General features: G+C 46.2%; 19 protein-coding genes. 6 read left to right on the top strand and 13 right to left on the bottom strand.

The genetic code is table 11. The annotated features are described in order from the left end of the window. Positions 1 to 735 precede the first annotated feature (735 nt). Together GWO68_RS12165 and fabG are read right to left on the bottom strand one after the other, a co-directional pair. The gene (locus GWO68_RS12165; protein WP_162346729.1) at positions 736 to 2,817 is read right to left on the bottom strand and encodes a VWA domain-containing protein; all 2,082 of its coding nucleotides are present in this window, start codon (positions 2,815 to 2,817) and stop codon (positions 736 to 738) included. 155 nt (positions 2,818 to 2,972) lie between these two features. Then, positions 2,973 to 3,719: a 3-oxoacyl-[acyl-carrier-protein] reductase gene (fabG, locus tag GWO68_RS12170; RefSeq protein WP_162346730.1), complete on the bottom strand. Its 747-nt coding sequence runs from the start codon at positions 3,717 to 3,719 to the stop codon at positions 2,973 to 2,975. Positions 3,720 to 4,043: 324 nt separating this feature from the next. Here fabG and GWO68_RS12175 point away from each other — a divergent pair, with 324 nt between their 5' ends. Both GWO68_RS12175 and thiL read left to right on the top strand, forming a co-directional pair. Then, complete coding sequence (locus tag GWO68_RS12175; protein ID WP_235942043.1) at positions 4,044 to 5,324, top strand: peptidoglycan DD-metalloendopeptidase family protein; 1,281 nt, start codon at positions 4,044 to 4,046, stop codon at positions 5,322 to 5,324. Between the two features lie 351 nt (positions 5,325 to 5,675). Then, complete coding sequence (gene thiL / locus GWO68_RS12180; protein WP_162346732.1) at positions 5,676 to 6,701, top strand: thiamine-phosphate kinase; 1,026 nt, start codon at positions 5,676 to 5,678, stop codon at positions 6,699 to 6,701. 119 nt (positions 6,702 to 6,820) lie between these two features. Here the strand turns inward: thiL and GWO68_RS12185 are convergent, their stop codons facing one another. The 5 genes from GWO68_RS12185 to GWO68_RS12205 form a co-directional block, all read right to left on the bottom strand. After that, positions 6,821 to 7,189 (bottom strand): hypothetical protein, encoded by a 369-nt coding sequence (locus tag GWO68_RS12185; protein WP_162346733.1) that lies wholly within the window; start codon positions 7,187 to 7,189, stop codon positions 6,821 to 6,823. Between the two features lie 6 nt (positions 7,190 to 7,195). Next, a complete protein-coding gene (rlmD, locus tag GWO68_RS12190) occupies positions 7,196 to 8,635 on the bottom strand; it encodes a 23S rRNA (uracil(1939)-C(5))-methyltransferase RlmD (RefSeq protein WP_162346734.1) in 1,440 nt (479 codons plus the stop codon). A gap of 143 nt (positions 8,636 to 8,778) precedes the next feature. Beyond that, positions 8,779 to 9,498, bottom strand: coding sequence for a dipeptidase PepE (gene pepE, locus GWO68_RS12195; RefSeq protein ID WP_162346735.1), 720 nt, complete (start codon positions 9,496 to 9,498; stop codon positions 8,779 to 8,781). A gap of 190 nt (positions 9,499 to 9,688) precedes the next feature. Continuing rightward, positions 9,689 to 9,952, bottom strand: a complete 264-nt coding sequence (locus tag GWO68_RS12200; protein ID WP_162346736.1) for a hypothetical protein — start codon at positions 9,950 to 9,952, stop codon at positions 9,689 to 9,691. Between the two features lie 93 nt (positions 9,953 to 10,045). Then, complete coding sequence (locus tag GWO68_RS12205) at positions 10,046 to 10,306, bottom strand: hypothetical protein (protein ID WP_162346737.1); 261 nt, start codon at positions 10,304 to 10,306, stop codon at positions 10,046 to 10,048. A gap of 420 nt (positions 10,307 to 10,726) precedes the next feature. Here GWO68_RS12205 and GWO68_RS12210 point away from each other — a divergent pair, with 420 nt between their 5' ends. Continuing rightward, complete coding sequence (locus tag GWO68_RS12210) at positions 10,727 to 11,794, top strand: MBL fold metallo-hydrolase (protein WP_235942044.1); 1,068 nt, start codon at positions 10,727 to 10,729, stop codon at positions 11,792 to 11,794. A gap of 58 nt (positions 11,795 to 11,852) precedes the next feature. On the opposite strand, the gene GWO68_RS12215 is transcribed toward GWO68_RS12210, so the two are convergent. The 4 genes from GWO68_RS12215 to GWO68_RS12230 all read right to left on the bottom strand — a co-directional run bounded on the left by GWO68_RS12215 (position 11,853) and on the right by GWO68_RS12230 (position 16,804). Beyond that, positions 11,853 to 12,032: a hypothetical protein gene (locus GWO68_RS12215; protein ID WP_162346738.1), complete on the bottom strand. Its 180-nt coding sequence runs from the start codon at positions 12,030 to 12,032 to the stop codon at positions 11,853 to 11,855. Positions 12,033 to 12,138: 106 nt separating this feature from the next. Further along, positions 12,139 to 13,287 (bottom strand): sensor histidine kinase, encoded by a 1,149-nt coding sequence (locus GWO68_RS12220; RefSeq protein WP_162346739.1) that lies wholly within the window; start codon positions 13,285 to 13,287, stop codon positions 12,139 to 12,141. 243 nt (positions 13,288 to 13,530) lie between these two features. Then, positions 13,531 to 14,430: a DUF4249 domain-containing protein gene (locus tag GWO68_RS12225; protein WP_162346740.1), complete on the bottom strand. Its 900-nt coding sequence runs from the start codon at positions 14,428 to 14,430 to the stop codon at positions 13,531 to 13,533. 19 nt (positions 14,431 to 14,449) lie between these two features. Next, the gene (locus tag GWO68_RS12230; RefSeq protein ID WP_162346741.1) at positions 14,450 to 16,804 is read right to left on the bottom strand and encodes a TonB-dependent receptor; all 2,355 of its coding nucleotides are present in this window, start codon (positions 16,802 to 16,804) and stop codon (positions 14,450 to 14,452) included. A gap of 267 nt (positions 16,805 to 17,071) precedes the next feature. On the opposite strand from GWO68_RS12230, the gene GWO68_RS12235 reads away from it, so the two are divergent. After that, entirely contained in the window at positions 17,072 to 18,265 is a 1,194-nt protein-coding gene (locus GWO68_RS12235) for an aspartate aminotransferase family protein (protein WP_202923746.1), read from the top strand. Positions 18,266 to 19,021: 756 nt separating this feature from the next. On the opposite strand, the gene GWO68_RS12240 is transcribed toward GWO68_RS12235, so the two are convergent. Next, positions 19,022 to 20,365, bottom strand: coding sequence for an amidohydrolase family protein (locus GWO68_RS12240; RefSeq protein ID WP_162346742.1), 1,344 nt, complete (start codon positions 20,363 to 20,365; stop codon positions 19,022 to 19,024). A gap of 102 nt (positions 20,366 to 20,467) precedes the next feature. After that, positions 20,468 to 23,488, bottom strand: a complete 3,021-nt coding sequence (locus GWO68_RS12245; protein WP_162346743.1) for an amidohydrolase family protein — start codon at positions 23,486 to 23,488, stop codon at positions 20,468 to 20,470. 160 nt (positions 23,489 to 23,648) lie between these two features. Between GWO68_RS12245 and GWO68_RS12250 the strand changes: the two genes are divergently transcribed. Beyond that, the gene (locus GWO68_RS12250; protein WP_235942045.1) at positions 23,649 to 24,806 is read left to right on the top strand and encodes a BamA/TamA family outer membrane protein; all 1,158 of its coding nucleotides are present in this window, start codon (positions 23,649 to 23,651) and stop codon (positions 24,804 to 24,806) included. A 51-nt stretch (positions 24,807 to 24,857) separates the two neighbouring features. Further along, positions 24,858 to 25,808 carry a YeiH family protein gene (locus GWO68_RS12255; protein ID WP_162346744.1) on the top strand — a complete coding sequence of 317 codons (951 nt, stop codon included), beginning with the start codon at positions 24,858 to 24,860 and terminating at the stop codon, positions 25,806 to 25,808. Positions 25,809 to 25,811: the final 3 nt, after the last annotated feature.

Below are 25,811 nucleotides of genomic sequence, written 5' to 3' on the forward strand. Positions count from 1 at the left end.
CCTATTGAAAAATATAGCCTTGAACATCGCCAGAAAATGTAGCTTCCACTCTATGAAGGATGCGATCACAGCTTTTGCCAACAAAATAACACTGATGGCTAAATACATTAGAACTTAACGACCCTGCTCTCAAGAGGGGAATTTAGATACTGCTATAGTTAGGATCTATAGTTTCATAGTCGCAATTTCACCTCACCCCAACCCTCTCCTAACAGGAGAGGGAGTTTTTATGCCTTTGCTATCGTATAAGCTAGAGTTCTATAGTTGACGTTTAACACCCCTATAGTCCCCTCAAGGGGACAGTTCTGCTAAAGCTATAGTTGTAATTATAGTTTTATAGGTACAGCCTAAAATGGCACAGGTCGCGACCTGTCCCTACGAAACTATAGCCACGATAAATCTCGAAGCTTACCGATTCAAACTATAGTTAAGCTGTAGCTATGAGAAACGTATCAGTCTTTGGGTTGAGCGCCTTGTAAATATCTGGTGCCGTGAAGGCATTGCGACGAAGGAACAAAAGAGATTTGCACAGCGCGATGCCCGAAGACGAGGCCTCCCGGCCACGAGGGCACCAAAGCTAGATTGAAACTATAGATTTATAAAGCTCCCAGGATTACAAGAAATTTGAAAGGATAGCTTGGTTCAGATTGGAGAAAGCTTCAACTATAGTAATAAGAGGCTAGCAGGAGCTACGCACGCTGCTAGGTCTAAACTGCCTGGTCTTTAACTTATAAATCAATAACTCCCGTTATACTTCCTTACAAACCACTCCACAGAAACCAACGCTAACAACACCAAGAACAACCATTTCAAATCCACCATATCGCGGATATCTTCCTTGCTGTCGATAACAGGTTTATAGTTTGCTTTAAGAATATCTTGCTGGAGTTGTTTTAGCTGATTGGGGAAGTATAGGTTTGCACCGGTATTACTGGCGAGCTGATACAAAAGGTTATGGTCTGCCACGGCGTGCAGGGCTTCCAGTTGCAGTTCTTCTACCATAAAATCGCCCTTGTCCTGCTGTAGTGAGTTGTTAATGCGGGCAGTGGCGGTATAGGTATAGCGCCCGCCGGGTAGGTTTCCGATAGTTACGCCCGTTTGGTTTTCTCCATTTGCAAAATTGAAGGTCTTTGTAGCACCGTTTTCATCAGTGATCTTCAGGTTTATATTTTGGCCGTAAACTGGTTCTAGCGCTTCGTTGTATGCTTCTGCTTCAAAAGTGATCTCGTCGTTGCTGGTATAGTCGTTTTGGGCAGGATATACGTTCAGACGTTTCTTATTACGTGGGGCGCTCAGCAACTGCACCAGGTTCGTGATCAATTGGTCATACACTACAGGCTGTTGATTATTGGCTGCTTCGGCAATGCGCCATTGCCAGGTTCCGGAAGCCAGTAGCGTAGCGTTTCGGGTACTGCCTGTTGTTTGTACTGTTAATAATGGTTTGGTAGTGCGCACACGGCCTACTTGTTGGTAAAGCACCGTTTCTGTATTAGGAGCTAATTTGTAATCGCCGAAAGGTACTGTTGCTGGCGGGTATTGCTGCAGGCGCTCGGTGGTTTCTTCAGCCACCTTAAATGTACTGAAGTTGGGATTTATAGCCGTTGTTACTTCATCAGCCTGCCCATTTGTGCTCACGCGCACCCCTGTATTCAATCGGTTAAAATCCTGTATATCGCTTTGTGGACCAAGTATAAACAGGCTTGGGATATTTTTCTGTCGGACTAAATTTAAAGCGGCATCGCCTCCGGCTGTTCTGCCCGGCAACTGGTGAAGTATAGCTACATCGTAATCCTGCTGCTTTAGCGAGGTGAGGCCAGGTATAAACAGCTCAGTTTCGTAGTTTTCGTTGGTTTCGATGGCGGCACGCAGGGCGTTAATATCGGGGTGTGGCGCAGCAGCGGCTATCAGTATCTTTATCTTTCCTTTTACCACATCGATGTAAGCATGCTTGGTATTGTTGATGGCTGTAAACTCCCCTTGCAGCGGTACTACTTCAACTTCGTAATGACGTTTGCCTAAACCACCTGCCATCACCTGAAAAGGCACCTGCTGTACAGCCTGCCCTTGCTTTAGAGTTATCGTTTTACGGTCTATCGCTTTGCCATTCTCTATTAAGGTAACAGCTACAGTTTTATTGCCAAAGCCCTGCTGCTCTACTTCTGCTTCCAACGGGAAACGGTTGCCACTATAGGTTACTTTATTGTAGCGCAACGATGCCAGTACAATGTCTTTTTTAGGAACCGTATCACCCACAGCTACCGGGTAAATGCTATAGTTATAGTTGGCGTAGGTGGGTGAAATACCCTGGTTCACGATACCATCGGAAAGAAGCACCACGCCAGCCAGGTTCTGGTTGCTATAATCGTTGCGAATGTTTTGTAGTAGCTGGCTCAGGTTAGTGGAGGGCGCACCAAACTGCACTTGTTCCAGTGTTTCGGGTTTGGTGGTGTCGCTTAGCGTGCGAATCTCTGTTTCGTAGCCGGCATCCTGTAGCCCGGTAAGTATAGTTTGTAATTCACGCTGAGCCTGATTTAACTGAACAGAATCAGAAAATAACTTTACTGACTGGGAATTATCTACCGCGAAAACTATAGTTGGTTTTATAGTTGTGTTGGAGATATAACGCACCATTGGCCCCAGTAGCAGGAAGCACAGAAAGCTGACCACCAAAAACCGTAGTACCGCCAGACTGTAGTTTATACTTTTAGACCACGGAGCTTTCTTACTATACAATAGCCACGCATACAGTGCACCCACAGCCAGGCAGGCAAGTATAAGCCACGGAGAATAAGTCGTTATCAGTCGGAAACTGTTCAAGCGATTTTAGAATTTGAAGTATGGTTGGATGTCCTTTCAGCTAAAGATAAACAAAAAGACCAATGCTACTAACGATAACGTTACAGCATTGGTCTTCATATAGTTTTACGAAGTATAAAATTAATTCATCATTCGTAATTAATCATTCCTAATTCTTAAGTCAGCATACCGCCATCAACCTGTAGTACCTGGCCAGTAATGTAAGAAGACTGGTCGGATGCAAGGAATACGGCGCAGTTCGCCACATCCTCAGGAGTACCACCACGTTTTAACGGAATCGCCTTTCTCCATTCGTCTACCACTTTCTGATCCAGCTCGCCGGTCATTTCGGTTTCTATAAAGCCTGGGGCAATTGCGTTGCAACGGATATTGCGTGAACCCAGCTCTAAAGCAACAGACTTGGTAAAGCCAATGCTACCTGCCTTAGACGCTGCATAGTTTGCCTGGCCTGCGTTACCTTTAATACCTACCACCGAAGTGATGTTGATGATAGAACCATACTTGGCACGCATCATGTGCTTGGTAGCGCCTTTGGTCAGGTTGAAAACAGATTTCAGGTTGGTGTTGATCACGGCATCCCACTGGTCTTCGGTCATGCGCATCAGCAAACCATCGCGGGTAATACCGGCGTTGTTTACCAGTATATCAATCTTGCCGAAATCAGCCACTACATCTTCTATCAGTTTGTCGGCCTGCGCGATGTCCGATGCATCGGAGCGGTAGCCTTTTGCTTTACCGCCGTTGGCAGTAAGTTCCTGCTCCAGGGCCTGTCCTTTTTCAACACTTGATAAGTAGGTAAATGCTACCTGCGCGCCTTCTTCCACAAACTTCTGTGCAATGGCACGTCCTATTCCTTTTGATGCCCCGGTTACCAGAGCTACTTTTCCTTCTAATGCTTTCATAAGCACCAAAGTTATAAAAGATTTTTTAAAGCAATAATGCTCCTGCGGCCAACTACAGAAAAACAACTATAAATAACTGAACTATAGTTACATAGCAAAAACACTACACTTTTATAGTACAATCCTGCTTTACGACAAGTGCAAACTTAAATGCTAAATCAGGTATAGCAAAAATCAGCGTAACTGATTTATAATCTGATTATTGTATTGACATTTATTTTTATTTCTATTGCTTAAGCTATATTTTCGCACATAATTTCAATTTTAAGCCAGTTAGTAATGTTCAAACGTAGTATCAGCCTAGCCACCCTGATAGCTATATCAATGTTAGTGTTTTTCACAGTAGTACAAAACCTGACTTTCGAAAAAGCCAGTGCCCAGAGCAAACCAAACGCACCAGCACAACCAGTTCAGCCTACCAAAGTAAAAGCTCCTGCACCTATAGTTTATGGTATCCCAACCGACTCGCTGGAGATAGTGGAAGCAACTGTAAAACGTGGCGAAAACCTATCGGAGATACTGGATGAATATAACATTTCGCTGACGACTATTTCAGAACTGGCAAAAAAATCAAGAGAAGTTTTTAACGTGCGCCGCATCAGCGCTAACCGCAACTATACCATTCTGCACCTGCCAGATTCCGGCAAAACAGCTCAATACTTTATTTATGAGCCCAGCGAAACCGAATATGTGATCTACGACCTGCGCGGCGACCTGAATGTAATCCTGGAGAAAAGAAAAGTAGACACCGTTGAAAGAGCAGTAGCCGGTATCATCCAGAATTCGCTGTTCGATGCATTGATTGAAGCCGGAGGCTCTGCGCAACTGGTAAACCACTTTGCTGATATTTATGCCTGGCGCCTGGACCTGAACCGCATACAGCCCGGCGATAAGTTTAAGCTGATCTATGATGAGCATGTGGTAAATGGTGAAACCATCGGCTTTGGTAAAATAAAGTCAGCTTATTTTGAGCACGAAGGAAAAGAAATTTATGCAATTGGTTTCAGCGAAGGCAAAAGCATGGGTTACTACGACCAGGACGGAAAAAGTCTGAAAAGAGCATTTTTGCGTGAGCCCCTGGAGTATAGTCGTGTTAGTTCCCGCTTCTCTAAAAACCGTTTTCACCCGGTACAGAAGCGATACAAAGCCCATCTGGGTACTGACTTTGCAGCCCGCCAGGGCACTCCTATCCGTACGGTTGGCGATGGCGTGGTGTTGGAAGCAAAGTATACCAGCGGCAATGGCTATTATGTAAAGATCAAACACAACAAAACTTACACTACCCAATACCTGCACATGTCGAGGTTTGCAAAAGGCATGCGCCCGGGCAAACGCGTAGTACAAGGCCAGACGATCGGGTATGTAGGCAGCACTGGTCTGGCTACCGGCCCGCACCTGTGCTACCGCTTCTGGAAAAATGGCCGCCAGGTTGATGCACTTCGCGTAAAACTGCCTTCTGCCAACCCGATCAGCAAAAAGAACATGGATGAGTTTGAGGAACTGAAAGAAGCAACTATAAACCAGATGCAGGCCCTCGACCTAAATGGCACCAAACCACAGGAATTGCTGGCATCCGACAAACAGGAAGCACAAAAAGGAGCATAGGACTAACTATAGTGAAACATGGTTCAGGAAGGGCGCAGCTTTTAGTTGCGCTTTTTCTGTTTGTCTGAATCAGGATTTACAGGATGTAAAAGGATTGAAAAGGATTTTAGTGTACAAGCTATTAATTGCTGGCGCGAGTTTGTAACTCGTGTCTTACAAGAAGTTAATTTTTTTGTCATCCTGAAAGGATCTTTGGGTCGGAAGTATAGGCCTAACCTATTTGCAGCAATAGTTCTTAAAATGCCAGTGGCCACACCTTAGATTGAAAGAATGAATCAGCACTATCTATAAGCTCACAGTTTGTTGCTTAATATTTCGTAATTTTGCAGCCATTCCATTTAAGATAGAACTATGAGTGAGCTAACCCCACTAAGCGAAGTAGGTGAGTTTGGACTGATCAGACGCATAAAAGAGCAAGTTGTGTTGCAGCAACCCTCCACAATAAAAGGTATTGGCGACGATGCTGCTATAATTGAGCCCGTAGAAAAGCAACTGGTTATAACCAGCGACATGATGCTGGAAGGGGTACATTTTGACCTTACCTTTTGCCCTCTGAAGCACCTGGGTTATAAAGCCGTAGCTGTAAACGTATCGGATGTGGCGGCTATGAACGCCAAACCTACCCAGATTACAGTGAACATAGCCGTTGGCGCACGCTATACTGTAGAAGCCATTGATGAACTATACGAAGGCATCAGGCTGGCTTGCGAAAACTATAAAGTAGACTTGGTTGGCGGCGATACAACTTCCTCTAGAGCAGGTTTGGTAATAAGTATAACGGCTATCGGTGAAGTGGCCAAAGGCGAAGCAGTGTTGCGCAGCGGGGCAAAAGTAAACGATCTGATTTGTTTGACGGGTGATATTGGCGCAGCATATATGGGTTTACAGATACTGGAGCGCGAAAAGCAGGCTTTTATGGCAGATCCGGAAATGCAGCCTGAACTCGAAAAGCATGAATACATAGTTGGTCGCCAGCTTCGCCCGGAAGCACGTATGGATGTCATTCACGAGCTGAAAGAGATCGGCGTGAAACCAACTTCCATGATCGATGTGTCGGATGGGCTGGCATCGGAGTTGATGCATATTTGTTCACAATCTGGTGTAGGTGCTACCATTTACCGCGAAAACCTGCCTGCAGACGAGCAGATGTTGGAAGCTGCTATGGAATTTAACCTGGACCCGGTTATGTGTATGCTGAACGGTGGCGAAGACTACGAACTGCTGTTCACTGCTCCTCTATCAGATTACGACAAGCTAAAGAATCACCCGGATATCAGCATTATCGGTAAAATTACGGAAGCCAGCGAAGGCATCAACATGGCCAACAAACATGGTCAGTCGTTCCCGCTTAAAGCCCAAGGTTGGACGCATTTTTAATCTATTTGAAAAAAACTATTTGACATTGAACAATAGATAAAAACAAAAAGAGAAGCCGATTAAGCTTCTCTTTTTGTTTAATACAACTATAGTTTTCCCCTTTGACTTTTATCAAAACCTTAATCTTCCGGATAAGGAATAAACACGAAGTTCTGAAACTCGCCGTCAACTACAAAAAGGCAGCAGAACTCATCAGCGTCTTTATAAGCAGCTTTAAAATCTTCTACGCGATCTTCCAGTACCAATTGGCGCTGCATAAAATCTTCGAGGTACGATGCGTTGATGTTCCACTCCAAAGCCAGTTCTTCCTTAGCTAAAAAATTGGAGCCAACCGGCACCTGCGTTCTGCTGAACACAAAGATCGGGTACTTGGAAATGTTTCGCTTGCGCACCTGGTAAGAGGCTTCGCGCAATGTTTCGGCCACCACTACAAAATCCTTCGAAATGGTGCCCAGGTATTTACCGTTTAATTCCGGATCGTTTTCCATCGTATCTTATTTTGCAGTTAGTAAAACTATATTTTCAACTTTTGCAGTTAGTAAAACTATATTTTCAACGTGATGGGTCTGCGGAAACATATCCACAGGCTGCACACGCGCTACATCATACTTATCAGATAACAACTCCAGGTCGCGGGCCTGCGTGGCCGGGTTACAGCTTACATAAACTATACGGTCGGCGTGCACCTGCAGCAGTTTTTCAATCACATCCGGGTGCATGCCAGCGCGCGGTGGATCTGTAATCACTACTTCCGGTCTGCCATGGCGTTCAATCAGTTCATCCGACAGAATGTCTTTCATATCACCAGCATAAAAAGTAGTGTTAGTGATATTGTTAAGTTCTGAGTTGATTTTGGCATCTTCGATAGCGCTTGGCACATATTCGATACCGATTACTTCTTTCGCTTGATGGGCTACAAAGTTGGCTATAGTTCCGGCGCCTGTGTACAGGTCATACACCAGTTCGTTACCTGTTAAGCCAGCAAACTCGCGCGTTAAACGGTATAGCTCGTAAGCCTGGTCGGCGTTGGTCTGGTAAAACGACTTCGGCCCCACCTGGAAACGAATATCCTCCATCTGCTCGTAAATGTACGGCTGGCCTTTGTAGCAGATCACTTCCTGGTCGTGGAAGGTATCGTTCATTTTCGGATTCACCACATACTGCAACGACGTGATCTCAGGGAACTTGGCGTATAAGTCGTCCAGGATGCCAACTATAGCTTCCTGGTCATCATACTTTACTAACAGTATCACCATAAGGTCGCCGGTGTTCGCTGTACGAACTATAAGGTTACGCAGGAAACCGGTTTGCTTCACCGCATCATAATACTCCATACCTTTTGCACGGGTATAATCGCGAACAGCTAATCGAATGGCGTTGGATGGATCAGGTTGCAGGTAACAGTGCTGAATATCCAGAATCTTATCGAAGCGACCGGGCATATGAAAGCCCAGCGCATTGCGGTCATAGTTCTCACCAGACTGAATCTGCTCGTTGGTCAGCCAGCCAAAGCTCGAGAATGTGAATTCCAGTTTATTGCGGTAGAACTTATCCTGTTTAGAACCAAGTATAGGATCAAAAGCCGGAAGCGCTACTTTACCAATTCGCTCGAGGTTATCTTTTACCTGTTTCTCTTTATAGTAAAGTTGTGTGTCGTAACCAATGTGCTGCCACTTGCAACCGCCGCAAATACCGAAGTGCTCACAAAAAGGCTGCACGCGCAACTCAGAATACTCTCTGAACTGCACAGGCACAGCTTCCATAAAGCTCTTCTTCTTTTTGGTAACACGCAGGTCTACCACGTCGCCGGGAGCCACGCCGCCCACAAAAATTACCAAGTTGTTATGGCGCGCCAGACATTTGCCCTCAGCCACCATCTCTTCTATCTTAATGTTTTCGAGTATCTCGAAATGCTTTTGCTTCTTCTTTCTCACGATGCTGCAAAATTAGCTAATTTTTGGGATTTAGCTTTTGGTTTTAGTAATAGAGCCGGAGTTATAACCTGAAACCAACTATAAATCAAAAAGACAGCCACCTGAGCAGCTGTCTTCTTACTTTTTTAAGATAAAATTCTATTCTAATAAGCTTCCAGCAGGAACGTAATATCATCTGATGGAGCAAACTCCATTGGCTTTTGGCCTTGCAGGAAAACGCGTGCCGTAAGCGGGCCTTTTAATTCTATTTTATCACTTTGAACGCGCAGCATGCTACCTTCTCGCAGTCCTACAACTGGCTGACGGTTGTGCCCATGAAACTCTAGAATTCTGGTTTCGCGGGTTTCGCCCATGTGGGTAGAGTCTGGTATTGGGTCCAGGTAATGCGGGTTGATGTTGAATGGCACTAGTTCCAAAGCATCCAGCGTTTTGGGGTGTACAATAGGCATGTCGTTAGTGGTACCTATAGTTTTACCAGCTACGTTTGTTCCGGCACTGGTCCCGATGTACGGCATGCCTTTACGAACACGCTCTTTCAAGGGCTCTACCAGTTTGTTGGCGTATAGTTGCTTTAAAAGCAAAAAGGTATTACCACCACCTATAAAAACGGCTTCGGCTTCGTTTACAGCTTTCACCGGGTTATCATGCTCGTGCACGCCGGTCACGCTTATACCCCATTTCTCAAAAGCTTCGCGTGCTTTAGCTGTATAATCAGCATGTGATATGCCATTTGGGCGAGCAAAGGGTATAAACAAGAGGCTGCTTTTGCCTTTCAGTAATTCTTTTATTTCAGATTCGGCATGTTCCAGGTAACCGGTTCCATGCGTGGTAGATGTGCTTATTAATAACAAATTTCTGCTCATACTTCAAAAGTATAGAATTTGCCTGAGCTATAGTATAGTTGTTCTTAAGTTTTGGCTGAATGCTGATGGTTGATATGTTTAATTGTTGATTGCTGATTTTTTAATCAGTTAGGGTAAAAGACGCAACATATTGCATCTCTACAACATCTCAACTTACTAACTTACACTTTTCTAACTTCCTAACTACAAATCATTCGTTCTCTTTGTTGATAGAGAGCTTGAGTTTTATAGTTTCGGCATAGGGGTCGAGAGCGTGGTAAGTGGTAAGGGCGCGTACTAGGCCGATGCTTTTTAGGTCGTAAAAAAACCAGAGTTCCACGTAAAAATCATAGAGCCAGTACAGGTCAATTTTACACCAGCCTCTGATGCGGTGATGCAGGTAATGCCCTTCGGTAAGGGCGATCTCTGCCTGAAGGTGCGGCGGCAGATTATTGAATTCTTCGGGGCTGATCATAACTCAAACCGGATACTACACAAACCAACTGAAATAAAAAAAAGGCTGCTCATGGCAGCCTTTCTCATTAACGTAAATAGTTACTGAAAGATTTTAATTCAGAAACAAAGTATATAATTCGAATCGGTGAGAAGCAAAGCTCCAGTGTGATGATGAAGGATGTATTTCCACGCCATCTTCATCCATCAGGGTAATGGCAAAGCCTTCGCCCTGGTTCATCGGTTCTGTAAAGTGCTTTACAGGATATATTTTGCCTTCTTCCACCCACTCTTCCGGCTCAAATGCCGGTAACGATGCATCTATACATTTGGCATAAACTGCCATATAGTTCGGAGGTACAAATAAGTTAACCATGATGTTCTAACTTCAATATCAGAAAAATAATTCCGCTGCTGCACCTTTGGCAGGCCCTACAGCTACATATAAATTTACAAAAAGCGTGCCTATAAATACAGGTAAATCTGTGCAATAAATAATCCAGTTTTTTACCTGACAAACCAGCAAATAGCACTGCTAATGGCAGAACTATAGGTTCGGCATTAGTAATATAAAGCAAAAACTAATACAATGCAACAATGCGCCGTTAACTTGGCAAATACATTTACCTTGCTTTAATTCAGCACGTTATGTATATTCATATGTTAATACTTTTTTAAAACAGCCTATCATTTTGTTTAACAAATTAACCATGCCAGTTGCCGGCCACTTTGGCCTAAGGTGCGTAGTTAAATATTCCTTTACTTATAGTTACCACGTTATTTACCGTAAGAATCTATGGAGGCAAATGAAAATCAGAACCGGAGCAAACATACTTTTCCGGTAGCGCCCGGCGTATGGGGCATGAAGACCGTATTCGTGAACCTGTACTTTGTAAGCGAACCGGACGGCACCTGGACCCTGATTGATACCGGGGTGTATGGCTCGGCGGGCAAAATAAAAGCTGCTGCCGAAGAGCTGTTCGGGCCAGGCACAAAACCGCGTTCCATCCTGCTCACGCACGGCCACTTCGATCACATCGGCGCTGTTAAAGAGCTTGCCAACGAATGGGATGTACCAGTTTATGCCCACCCGCTAGAGCTCCCTTACCTGACCGGCCGCTCCAGCTACCCGCCACCAGATGCCAGCGTAGGCGGAGGCGGTATGGCCTACATGGCATTTTTGTACCCCAAAAAACCTATTAACATAACCAACCACGTAGAACTACTCCCTCAGGATGGTACCGTTCCCGGCTTACCACGCTGGCACTGGTTGCACACGCCGGGCCACACAGCGGGGCACGTTTCGTTTTTCAGGGAGAGCGACAGAGTGCTGCTGGCAGGGGATGCTTTTATCACCCGCCACGGCGAATCGATGGTAGCTGTGATGACGCAAAAAAAACATGTGTACGGACCGCCAAAATATTACACCACCGATTGGGCCGAAGCACACCATTCTGTAGAGAAACTGGCAAACTTGAGCCCGGCCGTAGCTGCTACCGGACACGGTATGCCTATGCGGGGGCAAACCCTGCAATGGCAGTTAGATGACTTGGTACATGACTTCTGGACGGTAGCTGTGCCCGAGCATGGCCGCTATGTGCATGAGCCTGCCATAACAGATGAATTGGGGGTAGTATCGGTGCCGCCAGCGCCAAGTAACCCCGTACCTAAAGTGCTGATGGCGGCCGGGGTGGTAGCCCTTGCCGGTGCAGCTATAGTTGCCATGCGCCACAAAAACGGCAAAGCAAAAACAGACAAAACATATCCATCCGGCAGGCCGTTTTCGCATAACAGGCCCCTGACAGATGTGCCGCCAACTATAGCTGACGACGTTGCACAGGAACATACCAATAATTACCCGTAACAAAAAAGGGCTGGCAGTTTTTATACTGCCGGCCCTTTTTTAAACTATAGTTTTACAGTTATGATTTGCCCCTGCCCGAGCCGCTTTTCTTGCCGCCACCATCGTGTTTGTTTACGGTAGCCCAGGCTCTTTTTTCAGCTTCTTTATCACTTACGCCACGTTTTTCATAGCTCTCCTCAATATGCTGCGCCTGGCGCTTCTGCTTATCGGTGTAGGCTGACTTATCTCCTTGTGCCATAATCTACTTTAGTTTAAATGAAACATATGCAAGCCCGAAGGCCCAGCTATAGTTTACGGCACTAACATAAAAATGGCCCGAATGTAAGGAGGCAAAAGATGTGTAGCTAATAACTGGTTGCCTTAAAGTAAATTTTAAACGTAGATCCTACGCCTTCTTCACTTTCTACTTCTATGCGGTCGCCGTTATTTTCCAGTATCCTTTTTACGATGTATAAGCCAAGCCCCGATCCCTCTACGTGTGTGTGCATACGCCGGTACATCTGGAATACTTTATCCCGTTGTGCTTCGTTCATGCCCAGCCCGTTATCAGCTATACTTAGCACCAGTTGCTCCGGGCTTGGTTGCGTCATGGTTACATTTATTTCCGGGACTCTGTCCGGAGACGAATACTTGATGGCATTGGATAACAGGTTATATACAATGCTGCGCAGGTTTTTACGCGGATAGCGCAACAACGAAAAGCCCTGTAGGTTAGAATGGATGCGGGCACCTTTTCTTTCCATGTTCAGCTGCAGATCCTCTTTCACTTCTTCTAGCAGGCCCTGTAGTTCAACTACTTCTTTAGTAGCATTGCTATCCTGCAGCCTTGCCACTTCAGTCAGGTCAGTTATTACATTTTTAAGCCTGTTTATAGAGGCGGTTATTCTGTCAAGTATAGGGTGGTGCGTGTTATCGCCAAGGTCTTCCTTCAGTACCTCAACAAGGCCCTCCAGGTTTATGACTGGTGCTTTTAAGTCGTGCGAGGCAGTGTATACAAAGTTATCGAGGTCGGTATTGATGCGGAGCAGCTCCTGGTTTTTGTGCATCAGTTCCTCATTTTTGCGGCGCTCCGACAGGTCTCTGGTTACTTTCGAAAAACCAATGTGTTTGCCCTGCTTGTTATAAACAGCCGTAATAACCACGTTTGCCCATATCTGGGTGCCGTCTTTACGTACACGCCAGCCTTCGTCCTCAAACTTACCGTCTGCTTTTGCTTTGGTTAACTCAAATTGCGGGTAATTACTTTCTATCGCCTCTCTGGGGTAAAAAATAGAAAAATGCTTGCCTATAATCTCACTGGCTTTATACCCCTTAATATGTTCGGCACCGGCATTCCAGGTAATAATGCTACCCGATGTATCCAGCATAAAGATGGCATAATCGTTTACGCCTTCAATAAGTAAGCGGTATAGTTCTGCAGTATTAAGGTTATTGGTCGCTTCGGTGCTTGTTGATCCCTCTGTTAAAGGCAAAGAGTTGTTTGTTTTACTCATGTGTGCGGCGTTGCGCTTATTAAAGAACGATAAATTAACCTGTAATTTACAAAGAACCATCCGCAAAAACCAGCTTTAGCAGCTCTATAAATTACCTGGCAAATATAAATCTTACTATACTTTTAGTTTATACATTAGTTGTACTAAAAAGCAAAAAAAGGGCTGCAACTATAGTTAGTCAGGAGGTTATAGTTAACTGGGCCTGCCACAAAAAAGCCCGGCGGTTTTGCCGGGCTTGTATTTTTAGTTTATCTCTATTTTTGTTACCAATTGGTTGTACCCGGCAAATACCCCAAGGCCGCCCTGCATGTTGGTATACATCAGCGCAGGTTCAGCAAACGGATTGCCATTCGATTCTTCCTGCTTGTCCAGGGCCCGGTGGTAAAGGAAATAGTTTTTGTCTGATACGACCAGCACACAGTTTATATAGTAGGGCTTATCAACGCTTCCGGAATTATAGTCGTAGTAAACCAATGGCTCCGAAGACATAATGCTGCCCTGGTAATCTTCGTCGTCCTGCAGTTGCTTGTCCTCGTTATCGTAGCTGCCATAAAGGCCCTCTTTATACGTATGCTTTTTGCCACTGAAATCTGTAAACGAATACTCTTTAAAGGCCAGGGTACGGTAAAAATTTTTGACTCCGGGGGCATCCTGCCATTTAAAGGTAATGGTATACTTAGGCACGCTTTGTCCATAATAATCCTGTATGATGGTGTAAGGCGCTGTTGCTTCGGTTATCGTTATACCATCGGTTAAGGGTATGGTACAAGTGGCTTCGGCGGTGCTGCCGGGCGCCGCTACTTTTAAATGGTATGTTTTTCCGGCTTGCACAGGCCAGGCACGCGCATCGGCTTCGTACTGGTTAGTAGTTGCATTGTAAGCCAGCGCAACTATAGCTGTACCATCTGCTATAGTAACTACAGCATCCTTTACATTGCGTTGTTCTTCCGTTAGCTGCTTGCCCAGGGCAGGTTGTGTTTTCTGTACCCGCACTACCAGCATGGTGTCCTGTGGCGAAATATAAGACACCACTACCAGTTTCGACTTACTTTCAAACGATTCAATATTGTTCACATCGCTTTCGCAGCCGGTAAGGGTTGTAACTATAGTTACCAGCAGGGTTATTACGCGTAAAATTTTCATATCAGTGTTTTCAGAAAGATCAGAATTTGGAACCGTAGCTAAACGAAGGAATGATCGGGAAAAGCGTAACCTGTTTCAGTTTTGCTTCCGTTTGCTGACCTTCTGTAGACTCTACATCTATGTAATAAAAGAATGGATTTTTACGATTGTAGGCGTTATAAAAGCTTACTTCCCAGGTGCGTTCTCCCCACTTTTTCTTTTTATGGAATTGTATGCCCAGGTCCATGCGGTGGTAAGCGGCCATACGGGAGCTGTTGCGTTCGCCATAGTCCACGGCTTTGTTATTGTAGTAAGAGTACCACTCTATTTCGTATTTACTTGGTTTGTTAGGGCTATCGTTATAGCTGCCGGTTGGCATAGTTACCGCATTGCCGGTGCCGTATACCCACGTACCAGACAAGGTAATGTTCTCGCGCAGCTCATAAATACCTACCAACGAAATGTCGTGGCGGCGGTCATAACGCGCGTAGAATTTTTTGCCAAAGTTTACAGAATCAAACTGTTGCTGCGTCCACGACAAAGTATAACCTGCCCAACCCGAGAATCGTCCTGCTTTTTTCTGCAGCAAAAACTCCAGGCCATAAGACCAGCCCTGCCCGGCCGTAATGTTATCTTCCCAGCTTACTTCATCGGCAGTTTCCGGGTCGTCCATCATCAAAAAGCTGGCTCCCTCTTTATACCCTATTATGTTATCCGACTTTTTATAGTAGCCTTCTATCGTTAGGGCCAGGTCTTTTTGGGTAAAATCTTTAGCCACACCTACAGCTACCTGCTGCGACCGTTGTGGTACTATGCGGTCTGTAGTTGGCACCCACAGGTCGGTTGGCAGGCCAATACCGGTGTTGCTGATCAGGTGCACATACTGGTTCATGCGGGCATAAGAGGCTTTCACGGCCAGGTCGTCGCGCAGGTTATAAGCTGCCGATAAGCGGGGCTCAGGCATCAGGTAGCTTTTGTGTTCGGAGGCAAAGTGGCTTAACCTGAAACCTGCATTTACCCGGAATAACGGCGATGGCTTGTAAGTATCTTCTATATATACCGATGATTCGAGGCTGTTTATACTTTGCTTATGATTCTTTAAGCCCGTCCTTTCAGAGTCTTTAACAACCAGTGCGCTTGGCGTAAACATATGGAACGTAGACTGCACACCAGCCCGGATGGCATGCTCCGGATTTGGCATAAAATCAAGGTCAGATTTCATTGAAACATCCTGTATACCTGAGAAGTAATTCAGCTCATAGTTGCCATTCTCAGCGTCTTTCTCTTCTGCTGATATATTGAATTTGTACCGGCTGAAAATAAGGGATGTGTTGGAAAAAAGCTGATCGTTAAACAAGTGGTTCCAGCGCAGTGTGCCAGTGGCGTTACCCCAGTGTACGCCGCCCATACTTTCGCTTTCTTTATCTTCATCTTTGTAAAAGAAGCGGTCCTGACCAAAGTAGCCGCTCAGGTATAGTTTGTTCTTGCGGCCAAAATCATAGTTTACTTTCGTGTTCAGGTCATAAAAATAGTAACCGGCCTTGCCGTCAGTTGGCATAAATGGCCGGGCAAGTACATCGGCATACGTCCGGCGCCCCGAAACCAGAAACGACGACTTTCCTTTTTTAAGCGGCCCTTCCAGCATCAATCTCGAGGATATTAGCCCGATACCACCTTCGCCGTGCAGTTCTTCCTTGTTGCCATCTTTCATATTAAGTTCGATAACCGAAGACAGCCTGCCGCCATAACGCGCCGGAAAGCCGCCTTTGGTCAGTTCCACACTTTTAAGTGCATCGCCGTTAAACAACGAGAAAAACCCGAACAAATGTGAGGCATTGTAAACCGTGGCATCATCCAGAATAATCAGGTTTTGGTCTGGTCCGCCGCCGCGCACATAAATGCCGCTGTTGCCTTCGCTGCCCTTCTGCACGCCCGGCATCAGCTGCAACACTTTCATTACATCTTTCTCGCCCAACAGCATCGGTATATTTTTTATCTGCGCTATCGGAACAACTATCTTGCTCATCTCTACCGAGCGGCTAACTTTTTCTACCCGCTCGGCCACTACTTCTACCTCTTTTAAAGATGTTTCCAGGCGTTGCAGGTCTATGTTGAGTGCCGTATTCTGGCGCAGTACTAACGTCCGGATCTCCTGTTTGTAGCCCAGGTAGCCAAAAGCAAGCCGAACGGAGTCAGTGGCGGGCAGGGTTAGCGAATAGAACCCGTAGGTATTGGTGCTGGTACTGATAACCGTGCCCGGCTGGTAAATACTAACCCCGATAAGTTGCTCGCCGCTGCCTTTTTCGCGCACATAGCCACTTATGGTGTATTTATTTTGAGCAAAAGCCAGGCTTATGCTGCCCAATAGCAGCAAGAGGGTAAAAAGCTGTTTCATAGCGGCTAAAAGTTTAATAATTCAGCAAAAATATATAATATTTCAGTAGCTATAATCGGGCCAAGTATTAAATTCTTAAAATATTTAGTAACCAAAATATTAAACCCATTCTGAATAGAGATACTGTAAAATTAGCCAACTATAGTTTTGCAGAGTCTTGATTTTCAACCACTACCGTGCCCTTCCGTACCCGTTCCAAACTACAGCTTACCGCCTGAAAAGCCACAGAAACTATAGCATCCGGCAACAATTGCCTACCTTTGTGTTATGATTTCGATGAGGCAGTTATTTTTAAAGCACCAGGCACAGACATCCGATTTTCCGTTGATGATTGAAGTGGAGAAGGCCGAAGGTGTGTATATGTATGGTGCTAATGGTGAGCGCTACCTGGACCTGATTTCGGGGATTGGCGTGAGCAATGTAGGGCACCGCCACCCACGAGTTGTAAATGCCATAAAAGAGCAACTGGACAAGTACATGCACCTGATGGTGTACGGTGAGTTTGTGCAGGCACCACAGGCAAAACTGGCCGAAGCGCTCACAAACACACTCCCGTCGCAATTGAATAATGTATACTTCCTGAACTCTGGAACCGAGGCTGTGGAAGGCGCCCTGAAACTGGCTAAACGTTACACGGGCCGCACCGAACTTATATCGTGTCGCAATGCGTACCATGGTTCTACGCAAGGCGCGCTTTCAGTAAATGGCAGCGAAAGTTTTAAGAATGCGTTCCGCCCTCTGCTTCCAGATGTGCGCCATATAACCTATAACCACCTGCCCGACCTGCAACATATTACTACCCGAACGGCTGCTGTTATAGTGGAAACCGTGCAAGGTGAAGCCGGCGTGCGCGTACCAGAAAACGATTACCTGAAACACCTGCGTGCCCGTTGCACTGAAGTTGGCGCTTTGCTCATTTTGGATGAAATACAGTGTGGGTTTGGCCGTACCGGTACGTTCTGGGCATTTGAGCAGTTTGGTATTGAGCCGGATATTTTACTTTGTGCCAAAGGCATGGGCGGCGGTATGCCGATAGGTGCTTTTATTGCGCCGCAGGAGATTATGGCTGCTTTCAAAACTGATCCTATACTTGGCCATTGCACTACGTTTGGCGGTCATCCGGTTTCGTGCGCTGCCTCGCTGGCTACCCTGCAAACCATACAACAGGAAAATCTTTTAGACGGTGTTGCTACCAAAGCTGAGCTGTTCAAAAAGCTGTTAGTACATCCGCGCATTAAAGAAATTCGCAACTGCGGTTTGATGATGGCTGCCGAATTTGAGTCCTTTGACGTGCTGAAAGCTGTAATTGACCAGGCTATTCTTAATGGCGTCCTCACCGACTGGTTCCTGTTCTGCGACAACTCCATGCGCATCGCCCCTCCGCTAACTATAACCGAAACCCAGATTGAAGAAGCCTGCGAAGTTATACTTAGAAGTATAGAGGAAGCAGTAGGTAAGTAGTTGTTTCGGCTGAATCAGGATTTTCAGGATTGTATAGACCTAGCAGCGTGCGCAGCTCCTGCTAGCGTCTTATTACTATAGTTGAAGCTTTCTTCAATTTCGTCATTTCGAACAAAGTGAGAAATCTATTACAGACTATAGTTGCAGTCTACACTTCCTTGAATCAAGCTATCCTTTCAAACTACTGTTATTCCTGGGAGCTTTAGTGACCTATCGTTTCATCTCTAGCTTTGGTGCCCTCACGGCCGGGAGGCCCCGTCTTTGGGCATCGCGCGGTGTACATTTCTTTTTCTCGTCCCTCGAAATGGCTGCGCCACCAGAAATCTACAAGGCACTCAACCCAAAGACTGTGATCTTTTTACTATTGACCTGTAGCTATAGTTTGAAACGGTAAGCTTCGATATTTATCGTGGTTGTAATTCCGTAGGGACAGGTCGCGACCTGTCCGATCTTGGTCTGTAACTATAAAACTATAACTCCAACTATAGCAGCGACAAAAAGCTCCCCGCCTTAGATAAGGAGGGGTTGGGGGTGGTTGGACCACGGAAACTATAAAACTATAACTATAGCAGCAGCTAAAAAAGCTCCCTCTCCTGTTTTTAGGAGAGGGCTGGGGTGAGGTAACACGGCAATATAAAACTATAGCCAAACGCTCGTAGGAACTCCAGACGCTACGAGGTCTAAACAAACAACTATAAAACAAAAATAGCTGGCAGAAAACTGCCAGCTATTTTCAAACTATAATTAAAGTATAAATTACTTACCTGCAGAAGTGGTAGCACCAGTCGGTACTTGTTTCTGCTGCGCTTTATACTTGTTCTCAAACTTCTCATACAGGTACTTCTGCTTGGTATTCAAGTCAATTTTGCGGCCTTGAATAAAAGCTTGTGTAACGTTGTTGGTGCGCATGTCCAGTAGGTCGCCGGATGATACAACGATGGTAGCATCTTTGCCAACTTCTACAGAACCAGCCTGCTTATCTATACCTAAAATCTTAGCCGTGTTTAACGACACAGATGCCAGCGCCTGCTCTTTATCTAAGCCGAAGGCGGCGGCGGTACCGGCAATAAAAGGCAGGTTACGGATACCATGTATGCTCAGGTCGTAATCCAGGGCAAACTGGATACCGGCTTTGTGCAACAGGTAAGGCATTTTGTAAGGATTATACACATCTTCTTCGGCACGGGATGGCAATGCATGCACGCCAGAATAGATCACCGGGATGTTATTGGCTTTCAGGAAATCAGCTACGGCAAGCGCATCGCCTGCTCCAACTATAACGATGTTCTTTATACCAAACTGCTTCACAAAATTCACCGACTCGATGATCTCTTTTCCATAGTTGGTATGGATGTATAGCTTCTTGGAACCATCAAACAGACCAGCCATCGCGCTAAGTTTAAGGTTTTCGGCATCGTTCTTACCCGCTTTAAAAACAGCCGCATCGCTCAACAATTGGCTAAGCTCCCGGAGGGTTTGCTCACGTTGTTCTTTCATGCGGTTTAGGCGCTCATCCTGCTGCCTGTTGCCGGTTGGTACCAGCATGGCAGGCCAATTCATGTGTATGCCTTCATCTGCTTTTACCACAGCGTCTTCCCAGTTCCAGGCATCCAGTTGTACCACTGATGATGAACCCGCAATTGTGCCACCAATCGGGGCAACCTGCGTCATCAGTACGCCGTTTGCACGCACTGTTGGTATAATATCAGAATCTGTGTTATAAGCTACCACCGAGCGCACATTGGGGTTAAGATCGCCTACTTCGCGCCAGTCTATAGTTGCCCGCACACTTTCGATCTCATTTAAGCCAAGGCTGGCATTTGGCTGTATCAGGCCAGGGTAAATGTGCTGCCCCGTTACATCTACAACCTCGTAACCACTCAGGTTAGCGCCGCTCTGCGGACCGGCATAAGTAATCTTACCATTATCAAACCCAACAGCAGCATTCTCTACCACCGTGCCATTGCCTACATGCAGGGTAGCACCTTTCAGCAATACAGGTTTGCTTTGCTTGGCAGCCGGAGCCGGCACCTGTGCAAATGCAGCAGTGCTCAGCAATAAAGCTGCAAAAGCGGATATATATCTTTTATTGATTTTCATGATTTTAATTGTTGCATTGCCGCATTGTTAACGAGTTGATCTTAAAAACTATAAACTCAACTTTTTAACCTACAGCAATTTAGCCATTTAACAATTTTATACTTAGTAAGCAATGTAGCTTTCTTCCTCGCTGTGCTCTACATCTTCGCAATGCATTACGCTTGCTTTTCTGTTGGTCGGAGCCTGTGTTTTTGCACCGCCTGCTTTGGCAGTCAGCATTTTCTGGATCAGGCGCATGCGCTCTTTTTCCATGTCCTGCTGCAATTGTGCATCGCGCTCAGCATCGTAATAGGCTATACCGTCTACAAAGGTCTTTTCAGGGTGCGCATAGATAGAAAGCGGGTGGTTGTTCCAGAGTACTACATCGGCATCTTTACCGGCTTTAAGGCTTCCTATTCTATCATCCAGGTGCAGCAGTTTGGCTGGGTTAAGGGTTACCATTTTCAGGGCTTCTTCTTCGCTCATGCCGGTATACTTCACACTTTTGGCAGCTTCCTGGTTCAGGCGGCGGGCCATCTCCGCATCGTCAGAGTTAATGGCTGTAACTATACCCAGTTGGTTCATGATGCCTGCGTTTTGCGGAATAGCATCTTTTACTTCCATTTTGTAAGCCCACCAGTCAGCGAACGTAGAGCCACCTGCCCCATGCGCTTTCATTTTATCGGCCACTTTGTAGCCCTCCAGAATGTGCGTAAAGGTATTCACCTTAAAGCCCATTTCATCCGCTACTTTTATCAGCATGTTTATCTCCGACTGCACGTAAGAGTGGCAGGTAATAAAGCGCTTGTCGTTCAGGATCTCTACCAGTGCATCCAGTTCCAGGTCGCGGCGCGGTGCTGCTGTTTTAGCCTGCTGCTTTTTAGATAGTTTGTTATAGTTCTTCCAGGCCTGCTCATACTCTTTAGCACGTGTAAAGGCATCTACATATACTTGCTCCACTCCCATTCTGGATTGCGGGAAGCGTTCGCTGGCATTGTTGCGGTTCGATTGTTTCACGTTCTCGCCCAATGCAAATTTGATGAAGCCATCAGCACCATCCACCAGCAAGTCCTGCGGACTTTTGCCCCAACGCAGCTTGATAATAGCCGACTGACCACCAATTGGGTTGGCAGAGCCATGCAGTAGCTGCGAAGTAGTAACACCACCCGCCAGCTGACGGTAAATGTTAATATCATCGGAGTTTACCACATCCTGCATGCGCACTTCGGCGGTTACAGACTGGCTGCCTTCGTTCACCCCGTTCAGGGCAATGTGTGAGTGTTCGTCAATGATACCCGGTGTCACGTGTTTGCCAGTACCATCAATAACTTTAGCACCAGACTCGCTCAGGTTCTTACCAACTTTGGCAATTTTACCGTTCTTGAGTAGCACATCCGCATTTTCCAGTTTGCCATCTTTCTCGTTTGTCCAGACGGTGGCATTTTTGATAAGGACAGCTTCCTGTTTTGGCAGTTCGGCAGCGCCATAGGCACGGAACGGATAGATCAGTTGGCCTACTTCTACTTTCTCCGCTTTCTTGGCCGTATCTTTTTTGTCCTGCTGGGTCATAGCCTCTGAGAACGTAGCCGACCATTTAACCGAGCTAGCATCCGGTAACTGCCCTTCGCCCTGTAGGTTTTTGTCAGCCAGCCAGCCGCTCAGGCGAATGGTTTCTTTGCTCTTTTTGCTGTCCGTAAACGATAAAGTTACCAGGTTGCCACTGTAAGTGATTTTACCATTTACCGTATCCTGACCAATAACAGAAAGCTCCGGTTTATCAGGAGTACCAGCAATTTTTAACTTTTTAGAAGTGTTGTTACCGATCTTCAAGGTATAAATGCCTCTGTAGTCAGATGGTACTTCTGTTATCTTGTAGCGGTCGCCCTGCACCCAGTTTTCTAAAATAATGTTGTCGTTAGCGAACAGGTTATCAGACGTGATGATGAAGTTAGCCAGCATCCCTTCGTTCAGGCTACCCACCAACTTATCAGCATTTAGTAATTTAGCAGGAGTAGCAGTCAAGGCTTTCAGGGCTTCTTCTTCAGACAGGCCATACTTTATGGCTTTGCGCACATTCGGCAAAAAGTCTTTCTTATCTTTCAGGTCTGATGCGGTGAAGGCGAATGTAACACCTGCGTTGGCAAGTATACCAGCGTTGGCAGGCGCCATTTCCCAGTGCTTCATGTCTTCCAGCGATACACGGCGGGCATCGAACGGATCTTCTACGTTATAAGCATCCGGGTAATTAACTGAAACTATAAGGGGTGCTTTGGTTGCTTTTACTTCCGGCAGCATCTGGTACTCGTCGCCGTTGGTTTTGATGATGTACTGCGTCTTGAATTCATCGCCTACTTTATCGGCACGCAATACACCTAGTTTATCATCTGCTTCAAATATCTGCGGAAATTTATTGGCATCGGTAAAAGCTTTCAGCGAGATATTTTGCTCACGGCCCGGGTTTTTGGCATTCCACTGCGCATCAAAATAGGTCTGGCGCAGCAGAGCCACCGAACCCATCATAGAACTAGGATAATCCTGTGGCGAAGACCCTTTATCAAATGATAACGCTCCGGCAGCTTTATCCAGTACAATTACTTCATTTTCGCGCTTGTCAGCCAGTGTTACGAGGGCGGCCGTACCACGCGCTATACCGTCGCGGTGCACAGCCAGCACCGTTCCGAAACCTTGCTTGCGCAGTTCATCGGCCTGTTTTTTATCTGCTTTAAAAAGTTCTACTGCATTGGTTTCCGGGCGGATGGCCTGGTTCCAGCTATACGCTCCCTGCTTGGTAGACTCCATTTGTGGTGGAGAGCCCCAGTTGCGTGGTGCACGTTTTACCTCGGGCAAACCATAGCTTGTGTACATATCCACGAAGCCAGGGTAAATGTGCTTGCCTTTTGCATCGACAACTATAGCACCTGCCGGCACTTTTACATTAGCGCCAACAGCCTCTACTTTGCCGTTCCGGATAAGGAGTGTGGCATTGTTGAGGGTGGTTTTATAGTCGGTGTGGATGGTGGCGTTGGTTAGCGCGACCAGACCGGGACGCTGGTCGTAAACGCCGTTGCGCGGAAAGGTCTCCTGCGCCATCGCGCTGCCCGCTCCTAAAGCCAGGCAGGCTGCAATGGTTAAGATTTTCTTCATGGATTAAAGTAAAAGTGAGCGAATAGGTTTTCGGTTAGTTTAGATTAACCAAATATAACAAATACTGCTGTTAAAACTTCGATTTTATAGTTAAAAATATAGCCTTGACAACAACTGAAATTTATCTACTTTTGATTTTAAATTAACCCTATCAACGCCTTTGCACATACTGAAAGGCAGACACGTAAACTATAGCCCTATGCGCCGCTGCACGCTGTTGCTGCTTACCCTGATGCTGACACTGGCAAAACTGCCTGCTGCTGCACAAACCCCTGATACAACCAACACAGTTACCAAGGAGAAAACCAGGGGCCTTATTCCCATACCAGTGCTATACTATACCCCCGATACCCGGCTGGGCTTTGGCGCCGCGCTGATCGGTTTCTTTAAACTGCAAAACACTACAGACAGCAGCTATACCCGTCTTTCAACTATAAAACTGATAGCTGATTATACCCTGAACAAGCAGATGGACCAGTGGCTGGAGTGGAATGTTTTTACCCGTGAGGAGAAGTACCTGCTGCGCGGCGAACTGCGCCACCGTGTATATACCGACCGCTTTTATGGCCTAGGAAATAACAGCGCTGTAGATGACGAACAGAAATATGAATACGACTTGATCGGAACCAAACTGGCCGGACTGAAGCGCACAGGTCAACATACTTTTCTGGGCCCCGACCTGCAACTTACCAAATACTATAACCATAAAAACCACCCGGTAGCGGAAGGCAGACCAAACCAACTGGAAGGCGTAGCCGGGAACAACGGCGGCATAAATAACGGCCTCGGGTTTATTTTTCTTCTGGATAGCCGGGACAATGTATCGTATGCCAGCAGCGGCATGTACCTGGAAGTTTCGGGGTATAAATTTGGCAGCTACCTTGGCGGCGATTTTGATTACAGCAACTATAACCTGAACTTCAGTAAGTATTTCCAGCTAAAGCCTAAGCTTATTTTTGCTACCAACACGGTGCTTACCTTAAACTCGCAACAGGTACCTTTTATGCGCATGGCAACTATAGGTGGCGACAAACTGCTGCGCGGATATGCCCGTAGCCGTTACCTGGCCCGCAACACAATAGCCACCCAGGTAGAGTACCGGTTCCCGATAAAAGGACGGTTGGGCATGGCTGCATTTACAGGTATAGGCGATGTGTTTAATGAAACCAGCGACCTGGCCCTGAACAAACTGAAGTATACGGTAGGCACTGGCCTGCGCTTTGCCCTGAACCCGGAAGAGAAAATAAACATACGCGTAGATGCAGGCTATGGCAGGGAAGGTATAAACTTCTTTGTAGTATTAGGCGAAGCATTTTAGAACTACCCCGGAAAGTATACCTTTGTAGCCATAGCTACTAGACAAACTATAATGCGCCTCCCTCTTTTAAACGAACTTCCGCTTCTTCAAAAGATCCTTATTGCCGGGTTGGTGCTGGCTATACTTTTTATACCGGGTTTCTCGGCGCCGCTGGCATTGCTGGCCGGGCTTATAGTTGGCTTGTTGCTGGGTAATCCGTGGCAGAAAATTACAACTATAGCTGCTAAATACGCGCTGCAGGTAGCTGTTGTGGGGCTGGGCTTTGGCATTAATTTATATCAGGTTCGCGAAACCGGTCTTACAGGTATAGTTTACACTGCTACTTCGCTGGCAGTAACACTGGCACTTGGTTTTTTACTGGGCAGGTTCTTGAATATTGCACCAAAACTATCGCATTTGGTTGGGGTTGGTACGGCTATTTGCGGCGGAAGTGCCATTGCAGCGGTGGCGCCAACTATAAAAGCCAATGCCCAGGAAATTTCAGTGTCGCTGGCTATCGTGTTTATATTGAATGCCGTAGCGCTATTTGTTTTTCCGGTGGCCGGGCACTGGCTGGGCTTAACGCAGCAGCAATTTGGGGTGTGGGCCGCCATTGCCATCCACGATACGAGTTCGGTAGTTGGGGCAGCCAGCAAATTTGGCAACGAAGCCCTACAGATCGCTACCACCCTGAAACTTACCCGCGCCCTCTGGATCGTGCCTATCGTATTGCTGTCGGCTTTCCTGTTCAAATCCAAAGAAACCAAATTAAAACTTCCCTTATTTATCCCGCTTTTCCTGCTGGCATCTGTAATTTATACCTTTGTACCGCCTGTAGCAACTATAGCCCCGGTGCTTGTAACTATAGCCAAAAAATTACTGGTACTCAGCCTGTTCCTCATTGGGGTAAATGTTAATATAGAAACCTTGCGTACCATTAGTGCTCGCCCGTTCTGGCTGGGCTTGCTGTTGTGGCTGCTGGTGGCTATACTTTCGCTGCTGGCTATTCTGTACCTGCTCTAAATT

The sequence above is a fragment of the Pontibacter fetidus genome (assembly GCF_010119545.1).
In the GTDB taxonomy this organism is placed as follows: domain Bacteria; phylum Bacteroidota; class Bacteroidia; order Cytophagales; family Hymenobacteraceae; genus Pontibacter; species Pontibacter fetidus.